The sequence below is a fragment of the Bradyrhizobium sp. BR 1432 genome, assembly GCF_051547705.1.
Classification (GTDB): Bacteria; Pseudomonadota; Alphaproteobacteria; order Rhizobiales; family Xanthobacteraceae; genus Bradyrhizobium; species Bradyrhizobium zhanjiangense.
In genome coordinates, this window is sequence record NZ_JBPUGF010000003.1 from 257972 (window position 1) to 283247 (window position 25276).

22 protein-coding genes and 2 pseudogenes are annotated in these 25276 nt (G+C 57.5%); 4 read left to right on the forward strand and 20 right to left on the reverse strand.

From position 1 onward, the window contains the following. Positions 1 to 5 precede the first annotated feature (5 nt). The 5 genes from ACSKB8_RS01485 to ACSKB8_RS01505 are packed head-to-tail and all read right to left on the reverse strand — an operon-like array spanning position 6 to position 2949. Positions 6 to 872, reverse strand: coding sequence for an SIR2 family NAD-dependent protein deacylase (locus tag ACSKB8_RS01485; protein WP_438102016.1), 867 nt, complete (start codon positions 870 to 872; stop codon positions 6 to 8). Continuing rightward, on the reverse strand, positions 869 to 1093 hold the full coding sequence (nifT, locus tag ACSKB8_RS01490; protein WP_438102018.1) for a putative nitrogen fixation protein NifT: 225 nt from the start codon (positions 1091 to 1093) through the stop codon (positions 869 to 871). The genes ACSKB8_RS01485 and nifT overlap by 4 nt, the downstream gene beginning before the upstream one ends. Next, the gene (gene nifS / locus ACSKB8_RS01495; protein ID WP_438102020.1) at positions 1090 to 2286 is read right to left on the reverse strand and encodes a cysteine desulfurase NifS; all 1197 of its coding nucleotides are present in this window, start codon (positions 2284 to 2286) and stop codon (positions 1090 to 1092) included. Before nifS ends, nifT begins: the two co-directional genes overlap by 4 nt. A gap of 12 nt (positions 2287 to 2298) precedes the next feature. Beyond that, complete coding sequence (locus ACSKB8_RS01500) at positions 2299 to 2592, reverse strand: NifU family protein (RefSeq protein WP_438102021.1); 294 nt, start codon at positions 2590 to 2592, stop codon at positions 2299 to 2301. Between the two features lie 36 nt (positions 2593 to 2628). Further along, a complete protein-coding gene (locus ACSKB8_RS01505; RefSeq protein ID WP_438110320.1) occupies positions 2629 to 2949 on the reverse strand; it encodes a HesB/IscA family protein in 321 nt (106 codons plus the stop codon). A 312-nt stretch (positions 2950 to 3261) separates the two neighbouring features. Between ACSKB8_RS01505 and ACSKB8_RS01510 the strand changes: the two genes are divergently transcribed. Together ACSKB8_RS01510 and ACSKB8_RS01515 are read left to right on the forward strand one after the other, a co-directional pair. Beyond that, positions 3262 to 3852, forward strand: a complete 591-nt coding sequence (locus ACSKB8_RS01510; RefSeq protein ID WP_438102023.1) for a hypothetical protein — start codon at positions 3262 to 3264, stop codon at positions 3850 to 3852. A gap of 508 nt (positions 3853 to 4360) precedes the next feature. Next, on the forward strand, positions 4361 to 4675 hold the full coding sequence (locus ACSKB8_RS01515) for a hypothetical protein (protein WP_438102025.1): 315 nt from the start codon (positions 4361 to 4363) through the stop codon (positions 4673 to 4675). Positions 4676 to 4913: 238 nt separating this feature from the next. On the opposite strand, the gene fdxB is transcribed toward ACSKB8_RS01515, so the two are convergent. The 9 genes and pseudogenes from fdxB to nifH all read right to left on the reverse strand — a co-directional run bounded on the left by fdxB (position 4914) and on the right by nifH (position 13559). Then, a complete protein-coding gene (gene fdxB / locus ACSKB8_RS01520) occupies positions 4914 to 5198 on the reverse strand; it encodes a ferredoxin III, nif-specific (protein ID WP_438102027.1) in 285 nt (94 codons plus the stop codon). A 1-nt stretch (position 5199) separates the two neighbouring features. Continuing rightward, a complete protein-coding gene (locus ACSKB8_RS01525; RefSeq protein WP_438102029.1) occupies positions 5200 to 5409 on the reverse strand; it encodes a CCE_0567 family metalloprotein in 210 nt (69 codons plus the stop codon). Between the two features lie 8 nt (positions 5410 to 5417). Then, positions 5418 to 5888: a NifX-associated nitrogen fixation protein gene (locus ACSKB8_RS01530; protein WP_438102030.1), complete on the reverse strand. Its 471-nt coding sequence runs from the start codon at positions 5886 to 5888 to the stop codon at positions 5418 to 5420. A 12-nt stretch (positions 5889 to 5900) separates the two neighbouring features. Then, a complete protein-coding gene (gene nifX, locus ACSKB8_RS01535; RefSeq protein WP_438102032.1) occupies positions 5901 to 6296 on the reverse strand; it encodes a nitrogen fixation protein NifX in 396 nt (131 codons plus the stop codon). Between the two features lie 22 nt (positions 6297 to 6318). Next, positions 6319 to 7701 carry a nitrogenase iron-molybdenum cofactor biosynthesis protein NifN gene (gene nifN / locus ACSKB8_RS01540; RefSeq protein ID WP_438102034.1) on the reverse strand — a complete coding sequence of 461 codons (1383 nt, stop codon included), beginning with the start codon at positions 7699 to 7701 and terminating at the stop codon, positions 6319 to 6321. Between the two features lie 22 nt (positions 7702 to 7723). Continuing rightward, positions 7724 to 9382: a nitrogenase iron-molybdenum cofactor biosynthesis protein NifE gene (gene nifE, locus ACSKB8_RS01545; RefSeq protein ID WP_438102035.1), complete on the reverse strand. Its 1659-nt coding sequence runs from the start codon at positions 9380 to 9382 to the stop codon at positions 7724 to 7726. Positions 9383 to 9489: 107 nt separating this feature from the next. Next, positions 9490 to 11049, reverse strand: a complete 1560-nt coding sequence (nifK, locus tag ACSKB8_RS01550) for a nitrogenase molybdenum-iron protein subunit beta (protein WP_438110322.1) — start codon at positions 11047 to 11049, stop codon at positions 9490 to 9492. Between the two features lie 47 nt (positions 11050 to 11096). Continuing rightward, positions 11097 to 12600, reverse strand: a pseudogene (gene nifD / locus ACSKB8_RS01555) (nitrogenase molybdenum-iron protein alpha chain). 68 nt (positions 12601 to 12668) lie between these two features. Beyond that, on the reverse strand, positions 12669 to 13559 hold the full coding sequence (gene nifH / locus ACSKB8_RS01560; RefSeq protein ID WP_438102037.1) for a nitrogenase iron protein: 891 nt from the start codon (positions 13557 to 13559) through the stop codon (positions 12669 to 12671). Positions 13560 to 13937: 378 nt separating this feature from the next. Here nifH and ACSKB8_RS01565 point away from each other — a divergent pair, with 378 nt between their 5' ends. After that, a complete protein-coding gene (locus ACSKB8_RS01565) occupies positions 13938 to 14354 on the forward strand; it encodes a response regulator (protein WP_438102038.1) in 417 nt (138 codons plus the stop codon). Between the two features lie 6 nt (positions 14355 to 14360). On the opposite strand, the gene ACSKB8_RS01570 is transcribed toward ACSKB8_RS01565, so the two are convergent. The 4 genes and pseudogenes from ACSKB8_RS01570 to queD form a co-directional block, all read right to left on the reverse strand. Further along, complete coding sequence (locus ACSKB8_RS01570; protein WP_438102040.1) at positions 14361 to 14717, reverse strand: hypothetical protein; 357 nt, start codon at positions 14715 to 14717, stop codon at positions 14361 to 14363. A gap of 319 nt (positions 14718 to 15036) precedes the next feature. After that, positions 15037 to 15231 (reverse strand): 4Fe-4S binding protein, encoded by a 195-nt coding sequence (locus ACSKB8_RS01575; RefSeq protein WP_438102041.1) that lies wholly within the window; start codon positions 15229 to 15231, stop codon positions 15037 to 15039. A gap of 462 nt (positions 15232 to 15693) precedes the next feature. Continuing rightward, positions 15694 to 16476 carry an SDR family NAD(P)-dependent oxidoreductase gene (locus tag ACSKB8_RS01580; RefSeq protein WP_438110324.1) on the reverse strand — a complete coding sequence of 261 codons (783 nt, stop codon included), beginning with the start codon at positions 16474 to 16476 and terminating at the stop codon, positions 15694 to 15696. Between the two features lie 2384 nt (positions 16477 to 18860). Beyond that, positions 18861 to 19218: pseudogene (queD, locus tag ACSKB8_RS01585) on the reverse strand (6-carboxytetrahydropterin synthase QueD). Between the two features lie 511 nt (positions 19219 to 19729). Here queD and ACSKB8_RS01590 point away from each other — a divergent pair. Next, a complete protein-coding gene (locus ACSKB8_RS01590; protein WP_438110326.1) occupies positions 19730 to 20701 on the forward strand; it encodes a pectinesterase family protein in 972 nt (323 codons plus the stop codon). Positions 20702 to 21096: 395 nt separating this feature from the next. Here ACSKB8_RS01590 and ACSKB8_RS01595 read toward each other — a convergent pair whose 3' ends face one another. Both ACSKB8_RS01595 and glmS read right to left on the reverse strand, forming a co-directional pair. Next, positions 21097 to 22233, reverse strand: a complete 1137-nt coding sequence (locus tag ACSKB8_RS01595; protein WP_438102042.1) for a glycoside hydrolase family 28 protein — start codon at positions 22231 to 22233, stop codon at positions 21097 to 21099. A 249-nt stretch (positions 22234 to 22482) separates the two neighbouring features. Then, positions 22483 to 24309, reverse strand: coding sequence for a glutamine--fructose-6-phosphate transaminase (isomerizing) (gene glmS, locus ACSKB8_RS01600; protein WP_438102044.1), 1827 nt, complete (start codon positions 24307 to 24309; stop codon positions 22483 to 22485). Between the last annotated feature and the right edge of the window lie 967 nt (positions 24310 to 25276).

Sequence of the window (25276 nt, forward strand, 5' to 3'; positions counted from 1 at the left end):
GTCCGCTAACTGGCCGAGAGGATCTCCACGGCCTGGGTGAGCGGAATTGCGATTGGCGTCACGCCCTGCTCAAGCAAGAAACGGCGTTCATTCTTGGAGAGCGTGCCTGGCTCGACCACCGCGTAGTGTACATCGGATGAGCGCTTCGACAGCTGCCGCGCATAGGTCCGTAGAAGCTGGTCATTGAAACGGCAGCCAAGAAATAGGAAGCTGCGATCGGTACGGCGAGCCATCACCTCTTCCGGAATCGGCGTCTGTATGTCGATTTCGGTTAGCACCTCAACATAATCGGCGTCGGAGACCAGAAAATTCTTGGCCGGGGCGACGCTGCCGTGCGGCTTGTAGAGGATGGTTTTCCAATTCCTTGCCGAAGAGCGATCGACTTCGGTACCTGGGGCATCATAGAACCGATACCAGCGGCGCTCACCGAGACCGGCGCGGCTGATTCCCTGGATCTCGCCCCAATTGCTATACCCAGTCAGGGCATTTCTCATCGCGCCATCGTACCAACTATCCACGATGAGCGGCAGCGGCAGCATTGCAAGATATTGGTGCAACTGCGTTGGTTCGACCGGCCTGCTAAAGGCGTCCGCCATCATCGCTGTCAATGTCGTACGGTGCCTCGTTCTTTCGATGTACTGCGCAGACGCCCAGGCGTTCCCTCGCGCGCGCCTTGGCAAGGCCACCTTGGCCGCGAAGAATACCGCTAGGTCCTCCGGATTCATCGGCACACTCGGATTCGACAACTTCGCTAAGCCGGGCCCCAGATAGGGAACAACATTGCCATGACGAAGCCCCTCACTAACCTTGCGGAGCATGGCTTCGGCAGCCCGCAGATGAACGAACGCGATGCATGGATCGGGAACGTTCATGCTTCCTCTCGGTCCCCGCCGCGCTTCTTTGCGTTGACCGTAATCGGCAACGTTGTGTCGCTCCTCATCTGCGGCAGATCGAGCACCCAGCCGTTGGCAATTCTGATCCAGCCGCCCCACAGCGTCTCGTATTCGGATTCAACAATCGGCTCTTCAAGATCCTTCTTGGGGACGTAAATCGAAAGACCACTTTCAGGGGAACGACGAATAATAATTTTCATAGAATAGACTCATTGTATCGTGAGGTCGCTCTTGTACGCTCCAGCCATCCGGGAGATGCCTCTCTCAGTTTCGTAATGATCTTCCGGAGCGCAACCAGGACATGATCGATCTCGTCGCTGGTGGTCTCGCGAGAGAGTGAGAAGCGGATCGCGCCGCGCAGCCGGGCCGACGGTACGTTCATCGCGCGTAGCACATGCGATGGCTCCATAGAGCCAGACCTGCACGCTGATCCCAGGGACGCGGCAACGCCAGCGCGATTCAAATGGTGAGTGATTGCTTCACCTTCCATATGTTCAAAGGCAATGTTTGATGTGTTTGGCAGGCGGTTCTCTTCGTCCCCGAGCACCACGCAATTGCCGAGATCAAGGACGCCTTGCTCAAACCGATCGCGCAGCGCGGCAATTTCCATCCGCTCCCGTCCGAGCTCCACCGCAACGAGCTCCGCAGCCCTACCCAGCCCAATGATGCCGGGCACATTCTCGGTGCCAGGACGTCGGCGACGCTCCTGCGGTCCGCCGTAGATCAGCCGCCTAAATTTAGTGTCTTTGCGCACATAGAGCGCGCCAATGCCTTTTGGACCATGCAGCTTGTGACCAGAAAGCGACAGCATGTCGACCGCGGTCGTCTTCACGTCGATTGGAATTCGACCCACAGCCTGCACGGCATCAGTGTGGAAGAGCGCGCCGGCAGCGCGCGCCATCTTGGCGAGGATTTTGACTGGAAAGATCGTGCCGGTCTCATTATTGGCCCACATGACGGAAGCAACCGCGGTACGCTGAGACAAGGCGCGGCCATAGGCATCAATGTCCAGTCGTCCGGCGCAATCGACAGGAATTAGATGGCATTTGTTGCCGCGGCGGCCGAGCTCGTCTACGAGCGAGAGCACGGCGGGGTGTTCTACAGCCGTGGTGACGATCTCGTCGCGTTGTTCCTGTATAGCGAGCGCCGAGAGGATCGCGGTATTGTCCGATTCGGTACCGCCTGAGGTAAAGACGACCTCGTGATCAAAGGCGGCACCGATCAGCGTCTGCACGCTCCTGCGAGCCGCCCTTATGCTTTCCGCGACTTTCCTGCCGACCGCATGCGCTGAGGAGGCATTGCCGAACTGCTCGGAAAAAAATGGCAGCATGGCCGCGACGACCGACGGATCCGTGCGTGTGGTTGCGTTGTTGTCGAGGTAGATCGGCCGCACCGTTCGTCTTCCTTAGTTTCCATTTCTGGCAGAACCCGCGACCGGGATCAGGCGGACGAACTCGCCCAGCCGCTCGATCAATCGCGCCCGAATGCCTTCGAGGGTCGCATTTGCGAGCTTGCAGAAAACGCACGCACCTGTGAGCTTGACCATGATCTTATCGCCGTCGATCCCGACAAGCTCGCAATCTCCGCCGTCACGCTTCAGCCTAGGCCGGATTTCGTCAAGCACGGCACGGACGATCCGCTCACGCCCCGAAGGCTCGTCGGCTCTCAGTTGTCTCGATTGTTCGGACTCAACGAGCATTTGTCGGCTCTCTGTCGTGTTCTTCGCAAGTCAGCCCTAGCTAAATGACTTTCCACATGAGCAGTTCGACTTTGCGTTTGGATTGTCAAAGGTGAAACCTGAGCTATCGAACGCCACCACAAAATCGATCGTGGTTCCGGCAAGATGCTCGTGACTATCGTTGTCGATAAACAGCTTGATGCCGCCTCGTTCGATCACAGTGTCGTCGGGCTTCGGTGCCGCGGCAAGTCCCATCGTGTATTTGAAGCCCGCACAGCCGCCCCCTTCGACCATTATCCGCAAGCCGCTCACTGGCTGCGCTGCCGCGGAGATTGCGCTCTTCAGCGCATTTTGCGCGCTCTCTGTCAGGTTGATCATCGGTTTCCCTCTGCGCTCTTTGGCGAAAATGTTGGCAAGTCCCATGCCAAGGATCGCGCTCCTGACAGCGCTTGGCTTCTGCCGCCTGAAGGCGTTGCAAGGGATGTCGGGCTTCCGACACAAGGCTTTGCAGCCTGGGACGGCTCTGCCACGATTGTCGCGCTAGGAAACACATGTCTGGCTAAGCACAGACAAAGGGCCGCTTTTCTAGCGTTCGCTGCACACTTTCGAAGCGGCAAACAATTTGCATGCAGGCCAAGGCGATTTCACGCGGTGCGACATTTGCACCGGCTACATCAAACGAGGGGATTCATGACGTCCATTAACAACACCGTTCTCGGTCGGCTCGACAAGGAAGGCCGTCTACTAAATGCGGTGCTAAAGGGCGAAACCACAAAACCCGGCCGCTTCGGCTTCCGCGGCGATATCGCCCTGAAGTTCCAGGCTCAGGTTGCCGACGAGAAGCGTCCGCCCGACTATTCGCTCGAGCAAGTACTGACTATCGCAGACGAGGGAGAGGCAACGATCCCCGTGCTCGCCGGCTACCTGCATTCTTTTGCTTATCTTTCCGATGTCGCAAAAGTGCTGGATGGTGCCTTGAGCCAGAAGGGTAGCTACTTCATTTTCTGCAACAACATCGACTTATTGGCGAGATATCGTACCAAGATCGGTGATATCACATTCCGCGTGCTGCCATGTGACGAATCGACGGTATGGAAGGAGATGATGGATCTCGCCCGTGTCGACAAGAACGACATCAAGAAGCTAGATACCGGAGGCAAGCTCGATTATGTGCTCGATGCCGCCAAAAACGTCGACGCCTGTTATGCCGAAATCTCCTACGAGGAAGGTCTCGCTAAGATGAAGCCCGTGAAGAATCGTAACGAGAACCGCCCTGTTTAGCGTTTCGCGTCAGAATTGTTCGCTGTTCTCGTGCCGCCAGGCTCGTTTGCTTGACAATGAACTTCTACGCTGGGGCCAGCCAAGCACGAGTCGGAAGTTGCGGAAGTCTTCTTGCATGCAAGATGCGCTGCTGAAGATTGGGGTCTTTCAATCATCACTGAGGACGGCTGGAATGGCCCGACAACGACAATGTCCGCCAACTCCGGGCTTCGCCAGGCCGATATTTCTGCCGCGTCCAAGGAGCGGGTGCGAAGATGGGTGAAGCGCCAAAAGGTGTCGGTTTGACGCGACGGGATTCGAGTTGCTGGCCTCGACAAAGCTGCCCGATTCTGCGCTGCGGTCCAACGCAGCCTCCCATTGTGGATCTGCCCCCCGGATACCTCATGCTTTCAACCGAGTTGCCGCGCGGTCTGACAGACCACCGCGCTTCGAGCTCCGGCCGTGCCTTGACGCCACCTCTGGGAACGCCTGGCTATATCTGGTTTGCAGCGCTGGAGACCGAACAGAAATGGCAACGCTGATCAAGACCACGCAGGACGGCCGCAAGCTCGAGGTTGTGGGGCTCGCAATCATGCTTGGGGGCAGGCTTGAAGCTAGCGAGCTCATCGAAGTCAAGGATCACCCATACCGCCGAGCGATTCGGGCCATGGTGCCAGAGGCCACCCACATGGCTGGCCGCGTCCCGCTAACGCGCGAGGAAGCGGAGATCGTTCTCGCCGCTTTCAACAAGGCGCAGGCCGATATGCTCGGCAATCGCCTCGCTATCCACGAACGGTTTCGCATTGCTGCGATGACGAAGGCCCGTGAACAGGGGATCGAGTAGCAAGAGTTGAATGCCTCGGAGCTAGCACTAAGTACCTAACTGCCGAGTTGCCTGCTGCATGCCGAACCGCCGCGGACTAAGCGCCGATCTCCTACCCTTTGTTAGAATTATTCCAAGCCGCCGGCGAGAGGAGGAAATGTCACTCGTACTCTCGTTAAGAGCCTTCCGGGCTAACAGCGCTTGGCCCACTTCCGAAGAACCTAAGCGATCATCGCTTCGCCTGTCGCGATGGCTACATTCAAGCGGCTGGAGAGTGGGTCTGGCAATTGGCCGGGCACACCCGTGCACAGGCGCCGCAGCCGATGCACGCTCCTTGATCCTTCAGCACCATGACCTTCTTTTCGATCTCGTCATCATCATCTTCTAGATCGATAATCTCGCCGGCCTCATTGAGGCCCTTCAGCATCATGACTTCGCGCCCGCATACTTTGTAGCAACGGCCACAGCCAATGCACTTCTTGGGGTCGATGGAAATCAGATACTCGGGCGTCCAATTGCGACCGTCGCGCGTTGCAAATGACATGTCACGATCCGTATTCTTGTTCCTGCGCCTTGAGATCCTCTCGCTTGCGCTCGAGCTCGTCGAAGGCATCGTGAACCTGTTGGGCAACGCTAAGGATCGACGTCCAGTTTGCGGGCAGTTCCTCAGCCAGGTCGTGGAGATCCATCTTTGCCTGAGTAGCCTTGGCCGAGAGCTTCTTGATCTCGGCTTCCAGTGCTTCCAGGTTGCTCATCCATCACCTCAGTAGTTTGCAACTTCCGGGAACTTTCGTATCATCTCGATTCCGCTGTCGACATGTCTGTCAGCTTCCGTAACGAGCTTTGAGAGATTGTCAAAACCGAAACGATGCACGTCGCGCAGCTGCTTATTTACGACAATCAGTCGACCGCCTATCAGCACTATGCGGCCAAAGCCTTCGTGGTGCATTTTCAGCATCGGCGAAATCATGACGCCGGTAGCCTTCTCGATGGATATCGCAACAGCGTTGAAGAACAATTCCAATCGCCAGATCGTGTCCGGATCGGGATCGCCCACAATCGGCAAGGCGCGGCGCTTCTCCCTGTCGAGAATATAGGGCTCGAGCAGCTCGAGGTCCCTTTTGCCCTCCCAAGCGCCGTGGCCGTCCTCGGCGCGCCAGATCTTGACGAGCTCCTTCACAAAGGGTGCCCCCTCCGCAGGGCCGGTTTGACTCAATTCACCCGCCTCGTTCATAGTCGTTTTCCCTCAGTCCTCGAAATCAAACGAGCGATCCTGGCCTTTGGCCAGCACCTTGCGCAACCAGGGTGGCGGCGAGCCTTTCAACACACCTTCGAGCTTGATACAGAGATCGTCGATCGCTTCGGGTTGGGTCACTTTCATCGGATGGATATTGTTTGCCACGACACGTGCGGCACCAGAGCCGCCGATCGCGGCAACGTAGAGGATGGCGCAGTCTTTGATGGCCTCGATCTTCGGCGCAAGCTTGTCCTCATTGCCGTCCTCCTTAAGATCGCCGTCGAACTGGATGGCCTCGATCAAGCGGTGCCCTTCCGGCCTGACGTCGTAGATGGCGATGTTTTTGGCCCAGCCAAAATGTGCATCGACGCGCTTTAGATCCTGGGTGGCGAATGCAACCTTCATCGGCTCTGATTCCTATTTCGCGTCAATTTAGTTGTGGCGGAACGACATGCAGACCGGTGTCTGCGATCCGCCACGTTGTCGGCGTGGGCTGGCGGTTGTCCTCGCGGTCAGCAATGATGAGGTTCGCGAGATCAAAGATAAGATCGCGCGTACCGCGATAGCCCACGCTCATCCGGTGACCTGCGCCTAGGCGATCGAACATCGGAAAGCCGGCGCGGTAGAACGGAATTTCTAACCGTGCGGCCGCTTGCCGGCCGTGCGAATGAGAGATCAGCAGGTCGCACTGCCGCGCCTTGGCAAGATCCTCCAAATCTCCGAGATCGCCGATGACGACTTCTTGCGCCTTGACCTGTTCGAGCACCGGAGATGCCGTTGTCGTCACCGCCGCGGTCACCTGCGCACCCATCTCGTACAGCATGCTCGAGATATCGAACAAGAGGTCCGGCTCGGCCCCAATGGCGAGCTTTCGACCTCCGATATGGAAATGCGCATCCAGCATGGCGTCCGCGAGCTGGCAACGTTGCCGGCGATATTTTTTCGGCACCGCCTTGCCGCTGATCTCGCTCAAGAAAGTGATAAATTCATCATTGGGAATGAGGCCACAGAGCCGTTCGAATAGCCGGAACGGCACGCCAGTACTGGCCTGCATCGCCTCGGCCGCACGCCTCATCTGCGCTCCGATAGCAATCGTCCAGGCCGCCTGCCCCATAGTCGCGATCTCGTCGACCCCGATCCCGCCGATCGTAGTCGGCGTGAATTCGTCGGGGATGTGACCGTCGAGCGAACCTGAGATATCCGGCAAGAAGGACGGTCTCAGCCCGAAGTCCTCAAAGATCGTCCGTAGCTCGTCCAGGTCGCCAGGGGTGAGGTGGCAGCCAGGTAGGACATTAACGCGCGAGGAATCACGCGGCGCGGCCACATCAACGGGATCAACAAGCACTTCGACCACTCGGGCTACAGTTTTTTCCCAGCCATCCTGAAAGGCATCCTTGAAATCGGGCGTCGAAACGTAGACGAGCGGCAACTTTTTGAGATGCGGGTGATTCTGCCGAATAAGGCGGATGAACGCCTCCACGTCGTCGCCCTTGGTCTCCGTGACACCTGTCGAATTGATGCCGATGATCTCCGGCTTGACGCGCTTGTGGATATTGAGAATTGCCTGCTCGACATTCTCGTAGCCACCGAGCACGGTCGACACCTCGCTCATCGCGGTGGTCTGCAGCGGTACCGCTTCCTTGAAATGTCGGACAAACAGGGTTAACCCGAAGGACGTGCAGCCCTGAGGACCATGTAAGAGTGGCATCGCCCCCCGAAGTCCCAAGAAGGCGAAGGAGCCGCCGATCGGTTGGCTCATCTTGAGCGGGTTGATCGTGCAGGCCTTGTCGGAACACGTAACGATAGCCATGGCTTGCACTCTGCTTGTCGCCCTACTCCGCCGCCTGCAGTCCGAACGTCGGCTGGGCCGGCATGTTGTCAACGGTCTGACGCATACAGGCGGTGGAAGCCTTGGCATCATGGCCGATGGCATCGGTAGCGGTCGAGCCGTGAGCGGTAATGCGATCCTTGATGATGCTGGGATCGACCGTTTTGCACGACTCGGTTTTCTTGCCGCGCGCGGCCTTCTCGGCACCGAGCGAATTCAGCCCGCCTCGAGCGACGGGCACATCCATTTGCCCAAGCGCTTCAGCTTGCCAGTTGACCTCAGCGACATCCCACGGCGCTGGCCTACGGAGCTGATCCCACATCGGATTGTAAAGCGCCTTATCGATCTCTTCCATGAGCTTGACGATGCCCACATAGCCCATGTAGGCGTGGCAGCGCTCTTGATTGATGTCGAGCCATGGCATGGCCGTTTTCAGAGCGACAAATTGCGACTTGCCGCCCGAGAGCATGATGTCCGCTTTAGCCTCTCTGAGCATCTTGTACATTTCAAGTGGCGTAAGATCGTCGATCATGTGGGCATCATGCCCCATCAACTTCTGAATGCGCTCCTTGTCCTGGCTCGTGGATTTCTTGACAGAAGTGCCGACGATCTCGAGCCCTGCTTCCTGCAGAGCCGCGACCACCGACCATGACTTCACGCCCCCGGTGACGAGCAGCACCTTCTTGCCGGCAAACCGCGGCTTGAAGCGCTCGATCGCCGCCCAAGCCTTCGCTTCCTCACGAGCGATTGCTGCCTCAGTGCGCTCCATTAACTGGGGCGGCGCACCGCGCTCGATCAGCATACGCGCGATGGTTCGCAGAGCCTCGCTCGTGTCCTGGATGCCGTAGAATGATCCTTCGAAGAATGGGATACCGAAGCGCTCTTTCATACTACTCGCAACGTTAATCATGGCCTTGGAGCACACCAGCATGGCCCCGCGCGCACGATGTGAGGAGGCGACCTCGCGATATTTGCCATCGCCGGAGATGCAGGACAGGACGCGGATGCCGATTTCGTCCAGCAGCGGCTTGATCTGCCAGAGCTCGCCTGACAAATTGTATTCGCCGATGAGATTGATATCGTAGGGTGTTGTGCAATCGGGCTCCTGCGTGCCAATCACGTACTCTAGCAGCGCTTCACCGGCGAGCTTATTGCCGAGGTTTTTCGAACCAACAAAGCCCGGCGAGTTGACGGGAATGACGGGCTTGCCGAATTTCGCTGCCGCGATCTTGCAGACCGCATTGATATCGTCACCGATCATGGACGGCACGCAGGTCTGGTACACGAAGATCGCGGGAGGATCATACTTCTCGATGATTTCCTTGATGGCCTTGTACAGCCGCTTTTCGCCGCCGAACACGACATCAATCTCATGCATATCCGTCGTGAAGCTTCTGCGCCACAGATCAGACCCTGAGGAGACAGAGCCGCGATTGTCCCAGGAATTGCCTTCGCACGCGATCGGGCCATGAACGAGATGAGCGACATCCGTAAATGGCTGCAGAGCAATCTTGGCGCCATCAAAAGAACACCCTCCGGCCGCCCCGCCCGGCTGCAGCTGCTTGGTGCAGCCTTTCTTTCGTTCAGCCTGCGATTTACTGGCGTTCTTGGCGCAGTCCGCCTCGTTGAAGACGTGTTGGATCGTGGCTGACAGCGAAGTCACGGTTGTCTCCTTCCGCAGACGCCTTTTGTCTGCATGAATGGTAGCGGGTGTGTAGATCCCCACCTCAAGGCTGCGACATGCGGCGATGAGGTGGAGAGACGCTCGCATTAACGGATGATGTCAAAGCTGTAGTCGGTTTTACCCACGACGTTGGTGCTCTTGTCTATCTCCTCGAATATCTTATCGAGTATCTTCACCAGCACATTCATGCCGCCCTGATAGCCCCATACTGGATAGCGGTGATGGTGGTGCCGATCGAACACGGGAAAGCCGATGCGGATCAGCGGCGTGCCGGTGTCGCGCTCCAGGTACTTGCCGTAGGTGTTGCCGATCAGAAAATCGACCGGCTCGGTGAACAGCAGCGAACGCATGTGCCAAAGGTCTTTCCCCGGATAGGCATGGCAGTCCTTGCCGAACTGCGAATTGGCAAACAACGCCTGCATCTTGTCTTCCCACGCCTTGTTGCCGTTGGTTGACAGGACGTGGGTGGGTTCGGCGCCGAGCTCGAGCAGGAAGGCCGCTAGGCCATAGCAGAGGTCGGGATCGCCATAGATTGCGAACTTTTTACCGTGAATGTGCGCACTGGAGTTGGCCATGGCATCGACGAGACGGCCCCGCTCCTGTTCTAGGACCTTCGGGATTGTTTTGCCCGTAATGCGCGACAGCGTCATCAGAAAGTCGTCGGTCGCGCTGACGCCGACCGGATGATTAAACGAAACGACCTGTTGGCCATGACTCTCGATGAAAGCTAGCGTTTTCTCTGTACAAGACTGCTGCATTGAGATGGTCGCCTTGGCGTGGATGGCATTTGCGGCGTCCGCCAGCGTTGTCCCTCCATCATACATTCGAAACTCACCGTCCGTCGGCGTGTCGAACACGTCACTGTTATCAGCGAGAATCGTGTACTCGACGCCCATCAATTCGAAAATGCGCTTTATCTCACGGATGTTGCCTACGGTGTAGCCGTCGAAGCCGCCAATGAAGTTGATACTTTCGTTCGGTTGGCGCTCGAGCTTTGGCTCAGAACCCGCTTTGCCGTCCCAGAAATGCTCGATGATGCCTTTTAGGGCGTTGTCATAGCCCGTGACATGGCTGCCGACGAAGGCGGGCGTGTGGGCGAAGGGAACGTCAAACTCGGCGGGAACCGAGCCTTTTTCCTTTGACGTCTTGATGAAGGCGTTGAGATCATCGCCGATTACTTCCGCCATGCAGGTGGTCGAGACCGCAATCATCTTCGGCTTGTACATATTGTAGCTGTTGGCGAGCCCGTCGATCATGTTATTGAGACCGCCGAATACAGCTGCATCTTCGGTCATTGACGAGGAAACGCAGGAGGTCGGCTCCTTGAAGTGGCGCGACAGGTGGCTTCGATAATAGGCGACGCAGCCCTGTGAGCCGTGCACGAAAGGCAACGTGCTCTCGAAACCGACGGAAGCAAACACGGCACCCAACGGCTGGCAAGCCTTGGCCGGATTGATGGTCAGCTCCTCGCGCGCGAAGTTCTTCTCGCGATATTCGGGTGTTTTGGCCCATTCGCGGATACGTTCGACCTCCGCAGGATCATGCGCATTCTCGAAGAGCGCCCGTTTGTTCGCCAGCATTTGCTGGTATTCCGGGCCTCGGAACAGCTCGAGATGATCGAGCACGTTTTCGGCATTCTGTGTCATCGTGGCGTCCTTATTGGATTCGTGTTCGATCGTCTGGCCCTGCTCGTTTATTCCGCCGCCATCAGGCTCGGCCGCGGAGCGTCCTTCCACGGCGGCCTGGTCTTCTTCCAGACCGGAGAATTGACTGCCATATCCATGTCGCGGGCGAAGATCGCGAACCCATCATAGCCATGATAGGGGCCCGAATAGTCCCAGGAGTGCATCTGCCGGAACGGCACGCCCATCTTCTGGAAGACGTACTTCTCCTTAATGCCAGAACCAACGAGATCGGGCTGGATCTTCTCGACGAAGCGCTCGAATTCGTAGCCAGTGACGTCGTCGTATATTAATGTGCCGTCCTTGACGTAATGCTGGGCCGTACGCTGATAATCGTCGTTGTGACCGAATTCGTAGCCGGTCCCGATAACCTCCATACCGAGATCTTCATACGCGCCAATCACGTGCCGAGGTCGCAAACCACCAACGAAGAGCATCACGGACTTGCCTTCTAGACGTGGCCGGTACTTGGCGATGACAGCATCGACCAAAGGCTGGTATTTCAGCTATGACTCGCTCGGCCCCTTCGCTAATCTTCTCATCGAAGAAGCTCGCGATCTTACGCAGCGACTCCGCGATCTTGGATGGGCCGAAGAAGTTATATTCGCACCAGGGAATTCCGAACTTTTCCTCCATATGGCGAGAGATGTAATTCATTGAGCGATAGCAGTGCAGGATATTCAGCTTCGCTTTCGGCGTCGCTTCAAGCTCGGCGAGGCTGCCATCGCCCGACCACTGCGCGATCACGCGCAGGCCCATCTCCTCCAGTAGGATGCGAGATGACCAGGCGTCGCCACCGATGTTGTAGTCGCCGATGATGGCAACGTCATAGGGCGTGGATTCGAACCGCCGCTCGGCTTCCGGACTGATCTTGTCGAAAATCCAGTCGCGTACAGCGTCATTGGCGATGTGGTGGCCAAGCGACTGCGATACGCCGCGGAACCCTTCGCAGCGCACCGGCACGATTGTCTTGCCATCATATTCCTTCGACTTTGCCCTCGACACTGCTTCTATGTCATCGCCTATGAGGCCGATCGGACATTCCGACTGGACGGTGATTCCGCGGTTGAGCGGAAACAAGCCCTGGATCTCGTCAATCACCTTGGCGAGCTTCTTATCGCCGCCGAAGACAATATCCTTCTCCTGGAAGTCGGAAGTGAACTGCATGGTCCCGAAGGCATCGATGCCGGTGGTGCCGACATAATAGTTGCGTCGCGATCCCCAGGAATACTGGCCACAACCGACCGGGCCGTGGCTAATGTGGATCATGTCCTTGATCGGACCCCACACGACCCCTTTCGAGCCGGCGTAGGCGCAGCCTCGGATGGTCATTACACCAGGGATCGATTTGAGATTCGATTTAACACCGCAGTCAGGCTTGCCAGCCTCGTGGACATTAAGGTGCTTGGCACGCCGTTTAGCGGTCTTCTCGGGGTAGACCTTCAAGACCTCGTCGATCAATTCCTTGTTGCGGGCCTTGATCTCTGCAACGCTCTGGGTGGATGCCAGACTCATGCGAATGTCCTTATTGCTCTCTGCGCCTTTGGACCGACGCTTTCTTGTGCTGAATGTGAGGTATCGGTTCAGGCCGAAACGGCGGCGAGTTCGGAAGCAGTCTTGCCGACCTGGCTTTCGTCGATCGGCTTCATGATCCCGTGCTCCATCAGCATGTCCTCAAGTTCGTCCATGCTGATCGGCGTCGGGATGATACCCTTGCCGCCGTTGTTGTGGATTTTGGTCGCGAGGTTGCGATAGTGTTCCGCCTGCTTGGAGTCCGGCGCATATTCCAGCACCGTCATTCGGCGTAGTTCGGCGTGCTGGACGACGTTGTCCCGGGGAACAAAGTAGATTAGCTGAGTGCCGAGCTTCTTGGCCAGCGCCTCCGCCAGCTCCAGCTCCTTGTCGGTCTGCCGCTCGTTGCAAATCAAGCCGCCGAGCCGCACGCCACCGGAGTTGGCATATTTCAAAATGCCTTTTGAGATGTTATTGGCGGCGTACATCGCCATCATCTCGCCGGACATGACGATGTAGATCTCTTGCGCCTTATTCTCCCGTATCGGCATCGCAAAGCCGCCGCAGACGACGTCGCCGAGCACGTCGTAGGATACGTAATCAATGTCCTCGTAGGCGCCGTTTTCTTCCAAGAAGTTAATCGATGTAATGACGCCCCTGCCGGCGCACCCGACGCCCGGCTCCGGACCACCGGATTCAACGCAGCGAATATCCTTATAGCCCACCTTCAAGACATCCTCGATCTCGAGGTCCTCGACGCTGCCGGCGTCGGCCGCGAGACTCAAGATCGTGTCCTGGGCCTTGGCATGCAGGATCAAGCGGGTCGAGTCGGCCTTCGGATCACAGCCGACGATCAGGATTTTGTGGCCCATCTCGGCAAGAGCTGCCAGCGTGTTCTGTGACGTCGTGGATTTTCCGATACCACCCTTGCCGTAAAACGCGATTTGTCTCAGCGAAGCCATGTTGTTCTCCATCAATCGATTGACGATCTGCGTCTGCGCTCTCTCGTAATCCCATCACTCGGCTCGCCGCATTCGCAGCTCGGTGAGCTACAAAGGCCGACAACCGCGCCCCTGCACAACGACTTTTGCAACGAGCGTGCCAGCGCTCGCCTAAGACAAATAGCAGTGCAAGAGTAGATACATACCGGTTCAGAGGGTGGTGCTGTCGCAAGTCCGACATCGGAACTTCTCGACATGAGCGGTCGCATTCGCTTGTCTGAAACAAGGCAATGCTTTGCTTTACCTCCTCCGAAAACGACAGCTTTCGTCCGCACACAGCTGGAGAGGCGACGGTACGGAGCTTGCTTGATGCGTTCCGATCAATGCACGGAGGCAATTATGCTGTTCGACACCGAGGCTTATACGAGTAGCGAGCGTCCGACCATTTTCCTGATCGAACCTGATCAGGTCGTGCGTTCCGCGCTCGATTACATCCTACGTGAAGGGTACCAGACACATGCTTTTGCCAATGTGGATGAGGCCATGACGTCGCCAATTAAGACTCCCGACGTAATCCTAGTCGGCATTGCTATTCTGCGCGACCGAGGAGAGGCAGTCGTGGGAGAGCTCGCCAGGGTATTCGTGCGCACCAAGATCCTGCTCGTAGCGGAGCGGAAATCCGATCCTCTGGTGCAGACTGGGCTTGAACGAGGTGCACACGGGTACACCAGCAATCCAATCTCCTTCAATTCTGTTTGCGGAGCCGTCAGGACAGCGTTGGGTGCACCAGTCTTTCCAAACCGCCCCCCATTCTGATTCCACCTAGGTTCGATTGAGGAGTTCCTTGCGCAGTTTCGGATGGTGCAGTCCCAGCTCGGGATACTCTCGGATGCCCTCCCAATTGCCATAAGCTTCACGCGGGCTCAGCGTATGAGGGTCCGGGCCATAAACACCGTCTGAAGACTGCTTCCACCGTGATTTCACAGGACTTATCGCCAGCATCGCGACGTCGCGCAGAGTAATAGCAGCTTTCTCGTCGGTCTTCCGGATCTCAATCGGTCGTGCCGAGGCGAGACGCCCGAGGCCTTCGATCTCAGTGTCACCAAGCAATGGATCTGCCGAACTTCCGATCTCGGAATGGACGCGCACCTGGACACGGTCATCATCAGCGAGCGGCAATAGCCCTCCAGCTGCCATTGCTAGCACCTTGGCGAGCTCACTTCTTCTCTGGCAGCTTTCGTTCCTTCAGGACCTTCTTGTGGTGCATCAGGGCTAACGATCGATCGACATCGAAACCGCTTCCTCCGCTCGACTTTTTGTGAGCCCTGGCTATCCATTACTCCGCTTGTCAACCGACGTATCGCGTCCTACTTCGACCACGCGATCTGGCTACAGTGACGACGCCACGCAATTTCAAGATTGATCACGCCGCTCCGGTGGACGCGCGCCGACGATCGACCGATTGAACCCATCGGCGCCAGAATCTTGCTCGGCATTGTCAGGCAGGAACGCATGTGCCCTCGATCGGACAGACGATCGCGCATTGCGGCGAATCGCAATGCCCCTCGCACTCTGTGCACTTTTCCGGATCGATCACATAGATGTCGCGCTTTAGGCTGATCGCGCCGTTCGGACACTCGAACTCACATGCACCGCAAACCGAGCATTGCGAGGCGACGATCTTGTAGGCCATGGATTGCGACTCCTAGGGTTGGGCGGTACGTTCGACATCTCCCTTCAAGCCTCATGCCACACGCCGAGACTAGAACTCTCGACACCGACTTTCCCGGTCGTCGCCAGCGATACAGCACTTGCACCTGTGCCTGTCCCATCATCAGCGCTCGAATTCGGCGACAAATGTCTTCCGCGTGTCGTCGATCTGCGAGCGGCCATTCGCGGGGCTGCTGGCTTGGCTCGGCGGGTCTGCTCGCAGCGCCAGCTGTCACCTTCGGAAAGGAATGTCCGACGAGACTAGACTTTCCCTGCTTCGTGCTGCGCTACGCTGGAAGGCCACATTCACGTTATCGGCCTACCGTAAACCTCTTGTCGCCTTCGTACTTGGCCAGTTTGCAACACTAGAGTTGACATTGCACGACGGACACCGACATCTTGTCTTGATTAGCGCAGCAACCCGCCACTAGCCACTCCGGCAGTATCAAACGTGTTGTCCGCCATTGATCGGCACTTCCGCACCTGTGACGTAACTCGCGGCGCTCGAGCAAAGGAAAAAAATAACCTTCGCGACTTCGTCCGGAGTGCCGACACGGTGTAGCGGTATGACCGGCGCCAACTTCGCTTCAGTTTCAGGTGACAGAATGTCGGTCTTGATCTCGCCCGGCGCGATCGCGTTGACCCGAATACCATACGGAGCGTAGTCATGCGCCATCTCGCGCGTGAGGCAGGCCAGCGCCGCCTTGGAGGTCGCATAGGCAGTTCCTGCGAAAGGATGCACACGAGTGCCAACGATTGAGGTGACATTGACGATCGAGCCGGATGCCACTTTCAATTCTTCGAATAGACCTTGGGCAAGTAAAATCGGAGCGACCAAATTGACGTGAAACACCCTCATCCACGTTTCGACAGATGTTGTTAGCGAACTCAGCCGACTGCCGTCTGGTGCCTTGGGAGAAATCCCAGCATTGTTGACTAGGGCGTGAAGCGGGTCTCCGTCGAGTTGCGCTCTGATCTCGGTAATCGCCCGCGGCAATGCGGCATGATCGCTTAGTTCCACCTGCACGTGATTGTTGATTCCGGAATCCCATGGACATCGACTGCTATCGAAAGGCTGTCGAGAGCAGGAGATAATTCGCCAACCGGCTTCGGAGAACAATCTACCTGTAGCGTGACCAATGCCGCGCGAGGCACCGGTCAGTACAACAGTCTTCCGTTCGCCAAGTCGCGCGTGCGACTTATCGTCGTGAAATGGACACAGCGCCAGATTCGGCGCGGAGGTCGGACCAGTAACACTGTTTCCATCTAACCTATGAAGAGGCAAGCGAGCTCCCTAAAACATGATGAGATAAGCAACGTTGGCATCTTTGGCAGGAAGGTTTGCAAAAATTGGACCATGGCAGGTAATGCGCGAAACCATTCTGTCTTTTCGGATACTTTCTCGGTTTGAAGCAAAGAGCTCCATCTGCCTTTCACACTACATTCAGTGCCAGAACTCGGCGCTCTTCGAAGCACCTGAAAAGGCGCGTTTACTCCAAAGCTGCTTAAATTTCATGGCATGCTGCTAGAGGCAGCACTCAAATCCCATCAAACGCCCTATGAGAATGCGATCGATAGGACATCCACACATCGGCTCGCAGCCAACCGAGGCGCCCGGCGCACTTTTACCATTCGTAAAATGCGCCGGGTCCCGCCTCTGCACCACCAGTACATCCGTGATGATGCTGCTCTGACTGACGCGAGCAGCGTGGCGAAACTGAGGCTACTAGACCGGCTCTACAGCGCTGAGAGACAATTTGAGATAACACTTCGAAAGAGCTTGAATCGCACGTAGCGTAAATTGGTACAATCTCAGATTCTGCGTTTGCACGCCAACAAGACTGGCTAGGGGCAAAGATCAGGCTGACGTACGTCAACGAATCCACTGATCGAGCTAGAAAGATCCGTCGCTACTTTCGGATCGACGACGCTAGCGCAACGAGCAAGTTTGAGATCACCGTCAATCCGACGTTCACCGCGATCCGGCGCTGCAAAGTCATGAGATCGCATCTGGCGGTGTCGCCTATTTTCTGTCGAGCACCACGACGATTGACGCACTCTGGGAATTCCACGATTGCCGATACGAAAGCGTGCGACCGCTTGTGAGTGGCCTCACTATCATTCGGTACATGCGGCGCATGGATTTGGCTAGCACTGTGCGGGTGCATGCTTTGGCTCCGAGGTCGTCGAGCCAACTGTCTTCCGGCATTACGCGCCGACCTATGGAACGTGGGCTCCCGACGACACGATCGAATATCTGATCCGGCAGCCAGTGCCCACAAGGAGACCACCTCCCTAACCGCAAGGTGTCCAGGACGTGGAGAAAATTACGGCGCTATGACTTCATGGCGCCGTGCGTTCGCACCCAACTTGCGAACGCGACGAAGGAAAGCAGGCACCACATCACAATGGCCAGCGGCCATAGGGAAGAATGGGTCGTTGCGACTTGTTCTGTTTGCGCCTCTGGCTCTCTGTCTCCTCTCCAAGCTTTCCACGACCGCAAGGCTTGAGGCGACATCGCTTCATCAAAGTCACGAAGGCTAGTTTCGTCCACGGCTAAATTCCCTTTTGTCGCCAAACCTGATCAGAGTCGTGAAGCCTGTCTTCGGCTATAGGTGATGTAAAGGCCGCCTCACGCATTTGCGTACCCGGCAAGACGGCTTGAGCCGCCTTGTTGATTCTTTGTGCGAGCAACGGCTGGGCAATCAGAGGCCACGCGAGCATACAAGATCCACCATTGCTACAGAGGCAGGAGCGAGGGCGATTGGCAAAGTTCAGCGAGCCCGGAGGATAACCCTCATGAACGCGTACGAGGGACTTGCGGCTCCTTGCCTTTACCAGCACTTTCCGCCACGAATTCGGTGTATGCACCCCGATCTACTCTGAGCTTGCCGCTGAGTGACAGGAGAAGCATCCGTTACTCAGAGGTCCATCGATGGCTTATCGGCTATCGCACCTACGGCACCCAGAAAATGGACGTTGGGAGGATATCAGACGACGCCCCCATTCCGGCACGGCAGAGGTCTTCCGAAGCTAATCCAGAAGAAGGAACTCAGACGGAGGAGAAACCGCTTTCCCGTCTAGGGCGAGCAGCAAACGCAACCCACCCGCGACGCATGCGCGGCTTGATTCGCGCCCCCGCACACTGTGAGAAATCATATCTTGCTCACCTTTCGCCAAGTCCGAACCGCCTACGGCAGGTTATACAACGTGACGTTACGTGAGATTCAAGCTCCATTAGGTCTGCGCGCAAATGCTGCAGAGGCGGCTTTGACAGACGAGCGTCGCCTCAGATTCGCCATGCTGCTTGATTCATTGGAGACGACGTTGCCATGAATGCATTGGCAATGTCTCGCGGACCGGCGCACTTTCATCCTGGCGAGGTGCGACGGTCCGCTTCGACGTTTTGCTCCTGCGGCACCTTCTCGCGTCGCACGGACTGACCGTGATGCTGGCTCCGTGTCGACGAGCGTGATCGGTAAGTTGGTCCAGCAAGCTGGCTGTGCGATCGGCGTTCGCGTCGCGCCGCACGACCACTCGCCTATCGCTGTCGTTAAGAGCGGATCCTGGAGGAGAAAAGCTGAGAAACGCTCGTAAGAGACAGGTTTATGCTCAACGTCCGTCATATTCGGCCCAGGCATCAGACGTTTCATAGACCCGGACGCACGAGATCTGGGGAAATTTGCGATGCAATCTTTCCCAGATCCAAACAGCAAGGTTTTCTGCCGTAGGATTATACAATCCTTCGACCTCATTCAGATATCGATGATCAAGTGCATTTACGATTTCGACAAAGGACTCCTCCAGGTCAAAAAAAATCGACGATGAATCCGGTGACCGGGTCCACGGGCCCATCTAGTTGCACCTCAATTCGATAGGAGTGCCCGTGCATGCGGCTGCACCTGTGCGTGGCCGGCACGTTGGGGAGGCAGTGGGCTGCCTCAAACTTGAACGCTTGTGATATCCTCATTGGTTCTCAGATGCGACACGCACTGTCGCGCCATCAATCACCACCGGTGGCACCATGCAACCCGACTTTTCGGGTCACTTCACACTGATTGGCACAGCTCTTGTCCCCACAAGCGGTGCTGCACTGCCCCGCTGTTCAAGCTGACGAGAAGCCGAACTTGTCAGAGCATGGCCCGGACCAGCCGGTGAGTTTTTCATCTGAACTCACCGCCAGCGACTGCAACAAGGCTATTGTCGTTGACGGGCTCTTGCCGTCTACGAGCAATGGGCGTGCCATGCCCTGCAAGCAGCCGATTGGAAGAAAAACGCAACGATTTTCGTCGACCAGCGAAGGAGTTTCACCCTAATGTCGTGTTTCCGACATGAACATCCGGCGCGATCATGCATTCACGAAGCTGCTAGGAAGATGCGGGTACATAAGGTTTGAATGAGCATCGCGTCCAGATCAATCCTAAGCGCCCACAGTAGAACGCTTAGCCTTACGAAGAGAGAGCGTTGTGCGACTTTTCTTGATGTACGTCGCCGTTCTGGCCAGCTGGTTCCACGTTTCGGACGCACATGCTGAGCGACTTTTGGTTTCGCAAACCGGCCACGTGGGCTATCGCTCCGTTCAGGAGGCGGTAGACGCGTTGCCGCCTCGAGGCGGCGACATTTTAATCGCGCCGGGCATCTATCGCGAGAAGGTCAAGGTTGCCAAGCCTGGTGTTCACATCAGAGGCGGCGGCGACGAGCCGGAGGACACGGTGGTCGTCTACGGTGACGGCGCCATTAAAGTGGGTGGAACCGTTCATTCAGCCACCATGGAAGCATCAGGCGATGACTTCCGGCTCGACAATGTGACGATACAAAACGAATACTCCTTGGATCCGGCGAATCCGCCGTCGCAGGCGGTGGCGTTGTCTCTTACCGGCGACAAGGACGTTATCACCCGCGTCCGGCTGCTCGGCGCACAGGATACACTGTTCGCCAACAAAGGGCCGCACGGCCGCCCTACACGGCAATACTTTTCGGACTGCTACATTGAGGGACATGTCGACTACATATTTGGCAACTCCAAAGCCTATTTCCAGCGTTGTGAGCTGCACGGCATCGCCAACCAGGCTGTGGTGTATACAGCACAAAGCAAAGACTCGCCGGGCGAAGACAGCGCCTACGTTTTCGACCATTGCATCCTGACCGCCGATCGCGCCGCACACAGCATCGCCCTTGGCCGGCCTTGGCGCTCTTACGCTACAGTGATCTTTTTATCCACCCGGATGAATGCGCCGGTCATCGCCGAGGGCTGGAGCGAGTGGGATCGCACCAAGACCAACAGGCTGAAGACCGCTTACTATGCCGAATACAAATCCACCGGTATCGGCGCCAATCCCAAAGGACGGGAACCTTATTCCCATCAGCTGACCGACGATGAAGCCAAGCAATGGTCGCTCAGAGCGTTCTTTGCTGATGACACGACCTGGCTGCCGAACCCACCATCAAGATAGGGAAGCTATGAGGCGTTCGTGGAATTCTGGTCCATCTACACTGGATCTGCCGCACACACCTGTGCACCGCTCCCCTCGTGAACTTCGTCAGCTAATCGGAAGCGCCGATCATATCCGATGAGACGATCGGGCCGGGACGGTATCAGATAGCCCAGCTACCTTTAGAGCCCTGCTACTCTGGTTGGTCCAGTGCACCGAAGCAACAGGTTCTATGGGGGGCGTTGCCGATCGTGCGTTTGCTGGCTGTTTTGAAGAATGCCTTTGCACAGCCTTTCCATGCGCTAAACGATACTTGGCCTTGGCCACCCCGCAAGGGCGGCCAAACGTCTGAACCTACCACATTTGCATTTTCCACCTGCCAAGTCGCGCTATCGGAAAATCGCACATCATCGAGCTCAATCTCGAGCGGATGGTCTCCATCGAGTTCCGTGCATCACCAGCGCACCAGCCCCGCCACGCACGTGGCGCAGAGCGATTTGTCGATAGACCGGAATTTCGTCGCCGTGCGCCTGGGGATCATAGCGTGTATCGAAATAAATAGGCCATCGGTTCTTCCGCAGGCACACGTCTTCATAGGTGACCCTCTCCACCAGGCCACCCCGGCTGACATCACTCTTAATGCGCAGGCCAGATGTCGTGCCGTCCAGGGTCAGGCCGTGCACCAGTATGTCGCTGACACCTGAGTTAACCTCGCTACCGATGGACATACCATGCCCCCAGCCGAAGTAGTTGTCGATGATGGAAATATAGCGGGCGGGACCATTGCTTCCGGCTTTGATAGCGACATTGTCGTCTCCAGTACGGATCTGACAGTGGGCAATTGTCACATCCTGGCTGGCGCCAGGATCGATGCCGTCTGTGTTGCGGGCATCCGCCGGTGTATCGATTGTCACGCCCCAAAAGGTCGCGCCTTCGACCCGGTTCATCGCCACATGGAAATTGGGCGCATTACGCAGTGTGATGCCATGGAAAGTAATGTCCTGGGCATGGTCGATCTGGATGAGGCGCGGGACGTTCTGTTTGCCACCTTCAGTTTGTGCGCGCCGTGCCAGCTGCCACCAACTCTCGCCCGCGCCGGCCATGAGCGCGCCGCCCTGGCCGTCGATGATGCCATCGCCATAGATGCCGCCTCCCTGCGTTTTGAAGAAGCTAATGAATGGCCGGCAGCCGTCGCCCTTGCCTCCGATGCGACCACAATTTCCCAAGCCTCTGTCATAGGCCTTCGGCTGAGCGAGAGCGATAAGCGTGGCGTTACGCTCGATCCATAGCATCACTCCGGATTTCATCTCGAGGGGGCCCGACAGGAAGATACCGCCCGCCAAATAAACCGCCGATCCAGAGGGACAGTGAGCAATGGCATCTTGCAGTCTATCAGTGACGCTTTCGTTCGATGGCGCCAGCCGAGTGCAGATATGGCTAGGTGCGATGGGCTCGGCGACAGTGCGCCTATCCTTGGCTTGTGCAAGACCCATGACGGCAAGCATCGACAGGAAAGCCCAAGAGTGCAAACGGCCCAACATAAGAACTCTCATCTTGCGGACTCTGCCTACGTCGTCGATCTACTCCGAATGCCGAACCCACAGCTGCCGTAGCCTTCCGTCTGAAGAGCTAGAACGGACGAACGTGTGGCACGTCCACGCGACACAGAAACAAAAGGCGGGTCTGCGTCAGGCGGCGCCCGCCAGCAACTTAAACTTCTGTCGCCCTCAAACGATGTGAAATGCGCAGTCATGAGGGTCCACAAATTTGAAGACCAGGAAGAATCGGCCCGATCTGTCGGCTTATTCGACGGTCACGGATTTGGCGAGATTACGCGGCTGGTCGACGTCGGTGCCCATCACAACGGCCGTGTGGTAAGCGAGTAGTTGCACCGGGATGGCATAGACCATCGGCGTGACGGCGTCCGCCATATCAGGCATGATGATGGTGGCGAGCGAATCCACCGTCGCCTCCGCTGCGCCCTTGGAGTCCGTCATCAGGATGATGTTGCCGCCGCGGGCGGCGACTTCCTGCATGTTGGAGACGGTCTTCTCGAATACGCGATCGTGGGGCGCTATCACCACGACCGGCACGGTCTCGTCGATCAGCGCGATCGGTCCGTGCTTGAGCTCGCCGGCGGCGTAGCCCTCGGCATGGATGTAGGAGATCTCCTTCAACTTCAGGGCGCCTTCGAGCGCCAGCGGGAAGCTGGTGCCGCGGCCAAGATAGAGCACGTCGCGCGACTTGGCGATCCTGTGCGAAAGCTTCTCGATCTGCAGCTCTGTGGTGAGCGCGTCCGCCATCAGGCGCGGAACCTCGACCAGGCCGTGCACCAGCTTGGTCTCGTCTTCCTCGGACAATTCGCCGCGCGCCTTGCCGGCCGCGACGGCGAGCGAGGCGAGCACCATGAGCTGGCAGGTGAAGGCTTTTGTCGAGGCAACGCCTATCTCGGGACCAGCGAGCGTCTGGAGCACCGTCTCGCTCTCACGCGCGATCGTCGAGGTCGGCACGTTGACGACTGCGAGCGTGTGCACGCCTTCGGCCTTGGCGTAGCGGAGCGCGGCGAGCGTGTCGGCGGTCTCGCCCGACTGCGAAATGAAGATCGCCAGATCGCCCTTGCGCAAGGGGGACTCGCGGTAGCGGAACTCGGACGCGACGTCGACCTCGACCGGCAGGCGGGCCGTGTGCTCAAACCAGTACTTTGCGACATAGCCAGCGTAGCTCGCGGTGCCGCAGGCCGTGATCGTGACGCGCTGGATGTCGCGGAAGTCGAATGGCAGCTTCACCGGCAGCGACACGCGCTCGGTGGCCATGTCCACATAGCGGGCCAGAGTATGGCCAACAACCTCGGGCTGCTCGTGGATTTCCTTCGCCATGAAGTGCCGGTAGTTGGCCTTGTCGACCAGCGAGGTCGAGGCCACATGCTTAATCTTGTCGCGCTGGACGGCGCAGCCCCCCTTGTCGAAGATGACAACGCTGTTGCGAGTCGGCACGACCCAGTCGCCGTCCTCGAGATAGCTGATCGTGTCGGTGAACGGGCCGAGCGCGATTGCGTCCGAGCCCAGGAACATCTCGCCATCGCCGTAGCCGACCGCGAGTGGCGGTCCGTTGCGAGCGCCGATCATCAGGTCGCCCTCGCCCGCGAAAATGAAGCCGAGCGCGAAGGCGCCGCGCAGCCGGCTCAAGGCGAACTTCACCGCCTCGACCGGCTTGTTGCCGTGCGCGAGCAGATCGTCGACCAGATGCAGCACGACCTCGGTGTCGGTCTCGGTGCGAAATACCGTACCCTTTGCTTCGAGATCCTCGCGCAACTCGCGGAAATTCTCGATGATGCCGTTATGGACCACCGCGACGCGCACGGTGGCGTGCGGATGGGCATTATGCTCGGTCGGCTTGCCGTGGGTGGCCCAGCGGGTGTGACCGATGCCGGTCGTCCCCTTCAGCGGCATCTCGCGCAGCCTTGCCTCGAGGTTCTTCAGCTTGCCTTCGGCGCGGCGGCGCTCCAGGTGGTCGCTTTCGAGCGTGGCAACACCTGCAGAGTCGTAGCCGCGATATTCAAGCCGCTTGAGCGAAGCCACCAGTTGCTCTGCAACCGGTTCGCGACCGAGAATGCCGACAATCCCGCACATGCGGATCAATTTCCTCCGACCTTTGACAAGATAATTCTCAACTCCGCGTCGCCGTTTTGCGACACTGGATTGCGCTCGCTAACAGACAAGTTTGACGCGCTCGCTGTCGGACCGTTATTCTCATAGGGGTCTATTCATTAGTTTCGGCTCGCCGAACCGCAGCGCCGCCTTGACGAACATGACCGAATACCAGCACGCAACTGTCGCAAATGAAACGACAGTTTCGAGGTAGATCAAATAGCCAAGTGCGAGCCCATCGATGCTCCATTTGGTCGCGAGCCGATGCACGCATGGTCTCTTCTCCCGATAATGACGATAGCAATTGTAGTCGCAATAGGGTTGCCGCGTGGACATCTCTCGCAAGTAACCGATCCCTAGCGGTCGATGACAGTCGACACAGGTCGACCCGCTGCTAGGAGTCCTATGATTTACGAGTATGAACTTCACGAATTGCCGATCGCGCCGAGGATCGTTCATGATGCACCAGCCCCGTTTTCAAAAGAGGTGCACCGCGCCTGCCGGAATGAAGCGAATAGCTGATTGGGGCCTCCGCCTTCATGCTCTCGCTCATACTCGGCCCGCAAAAGAAGCCCGGCCCCTTTCGGTGGCCGGGCAGAAGTCAGTCTCGGAGGAGCGACGCTGCTACACATCGCACCAGCTTCCACCGGCAGAGGGAGGGCTGCTACCGGCGGTCCATTTGCGGCAAGGGCATTCGCCGCTAACCTTAGCCACAGAAGGCCGATATCCGCTTCCAACGTAATGTTGTATTTCTTTCTTCTGTTCCATTAGACCGTTTAAGGAACTCGACCTCATGCTCGCCAGCACGCAGCTCTTGTGACAATGCTCAGTTCTTGCGCTACGGCCCGTCGTATCGAACAGTGAGAGACACCGAACGAGATAGACCGCACGAGCGCTTAGGTTATGCGCGCTCGCTACTGAACGTTCTCGCGCGCCGCCGAAGATCGAT

Bases quoted from the DNA above. Each gene is read 5' to 3' on its own strand.
- nifK (WP_438110322.1), bottom strand. From the start codon at position 11,049: ATGACACAGAATGCCGAAAACGTGCTCGATCATCTCGAGCTGTTCCGA.
- ACSKB8_RS01575 (WP_438102041.1), bottom strand. From the start codon at position 15,231: ATGGCCTACAAGATCGTCGCCTCGCAATGCTCGGTTTGCGGTGCATGT.
- nifH (WP_438102037.1), bottom strand. From the start codon at position 13,559: ATGGCTTCGCTGAGACAAATCGCGTTTTACGGCAAGGGTGGTATCGGA.
- ACSKB8_RS01510 (WP_438102023.1), top strand. From the start codon at position 3,262: ATGACGTCCATTAACAACACCGTTCTCGGTCGGCTCGACAAGGAAGGC.
- nifX (WP_438102032.1), bottom strand. From the start codon at position 6,296: ATGAAGGTTGCATTCGCCACCCAGGATCTAAAGCGCGTCGATGCACAT.
- ACSKB8_RS01595 (WP_438102042.1), bottom strand. From the start codon at position 22,233: ATGAGAGTTCTTATGTTGGGCCGTTTGCACTCTTGGGCTTTCCTGTCG.
- ACSKB8_RS01525 (WP_438102029.1), bottom strand. From the start codon at position 5,409: ATGAGCAACCTGGAAGCACTGGAAGCCGAGATCAAGAAGCTCTCGGCC.
- ACSKB8_RS01530 (WP_438102030.1), bottom strand. From the start codon at position 5,888: ATGAACGAGGCGGGTGAATTGAGTCAAACCGGCCCTGCGGAGGGGGCA.
- glmS (WP_438102044.1), bottom strand. From the start codon at position 24,309: ATGTGCGGGATTGTCGGCATTCTCGGTCGCGAACCGGTTGCAGAGCAA.
- nifN (WP_438102034.1), bottom strand. From the start codon at position 7,701: ATGGCTATCGTTACGTGTTCCGACAAGGCCTGCACGATCAACCCGCTC.
- ACSKB8_RS01565 (WP_438102038.1), top strand. From the start codon at position 13,938: ATGCTGTTCGACACCGAGGCTTATACGAGTAGCGAGCGTCCGACCATT.
- ACSKB8_RS01515 (WP_438102025.1), top strand. From the start codon at position 4,361: ATGGCAACGCTGATCAAGACCACGCAGGACGGCCGCAAGCTCGAGGTT.
- ACSKB8_RS01500 (WP_438102021.1), bottom strand. From the start codon at position 2,592: ATGCTCGTTGAGTCCGAACAATCGAGACAACTGAGAGCCGACGAGCCT.
- ACSKB8_RS01505 (WP_438110320.1), bottom strand. From the start codon at position 2,949: ATGATCAACCTGACAGAGAGCGCGCAAAATGCGCTGAAGAGCGCAATC.
- ACSKB8_RS01485 (WP_438102016.1), bottom strand. From the start codon at position 872: ATGAACGTTCCCGATCCATGCATCGCGTTCGTTCATCTGCGGGCTGCC.
- ACSKB8_RS01590 (WP_438110326.1), top strand. From the start codon at position 19,730: ATGTACGTCGCCGTTCTGGCCAGCTGGTTCCACGTTTCGGACGCACAT.
- nifT (WP_438102018.1), bottom strand. From the start codon at position 1,093: ATGAAAATTATTATTCGTCGTTCCCCTGAAAGTGGTCTTTCGATTTAC.
- fdxB (WP_438102027.1), bottom strand. From the start codon at position 5,198: ATGTCATTTGCAACGCGCGACGGTCGCAATTGGACGCCCGAGTATCTG.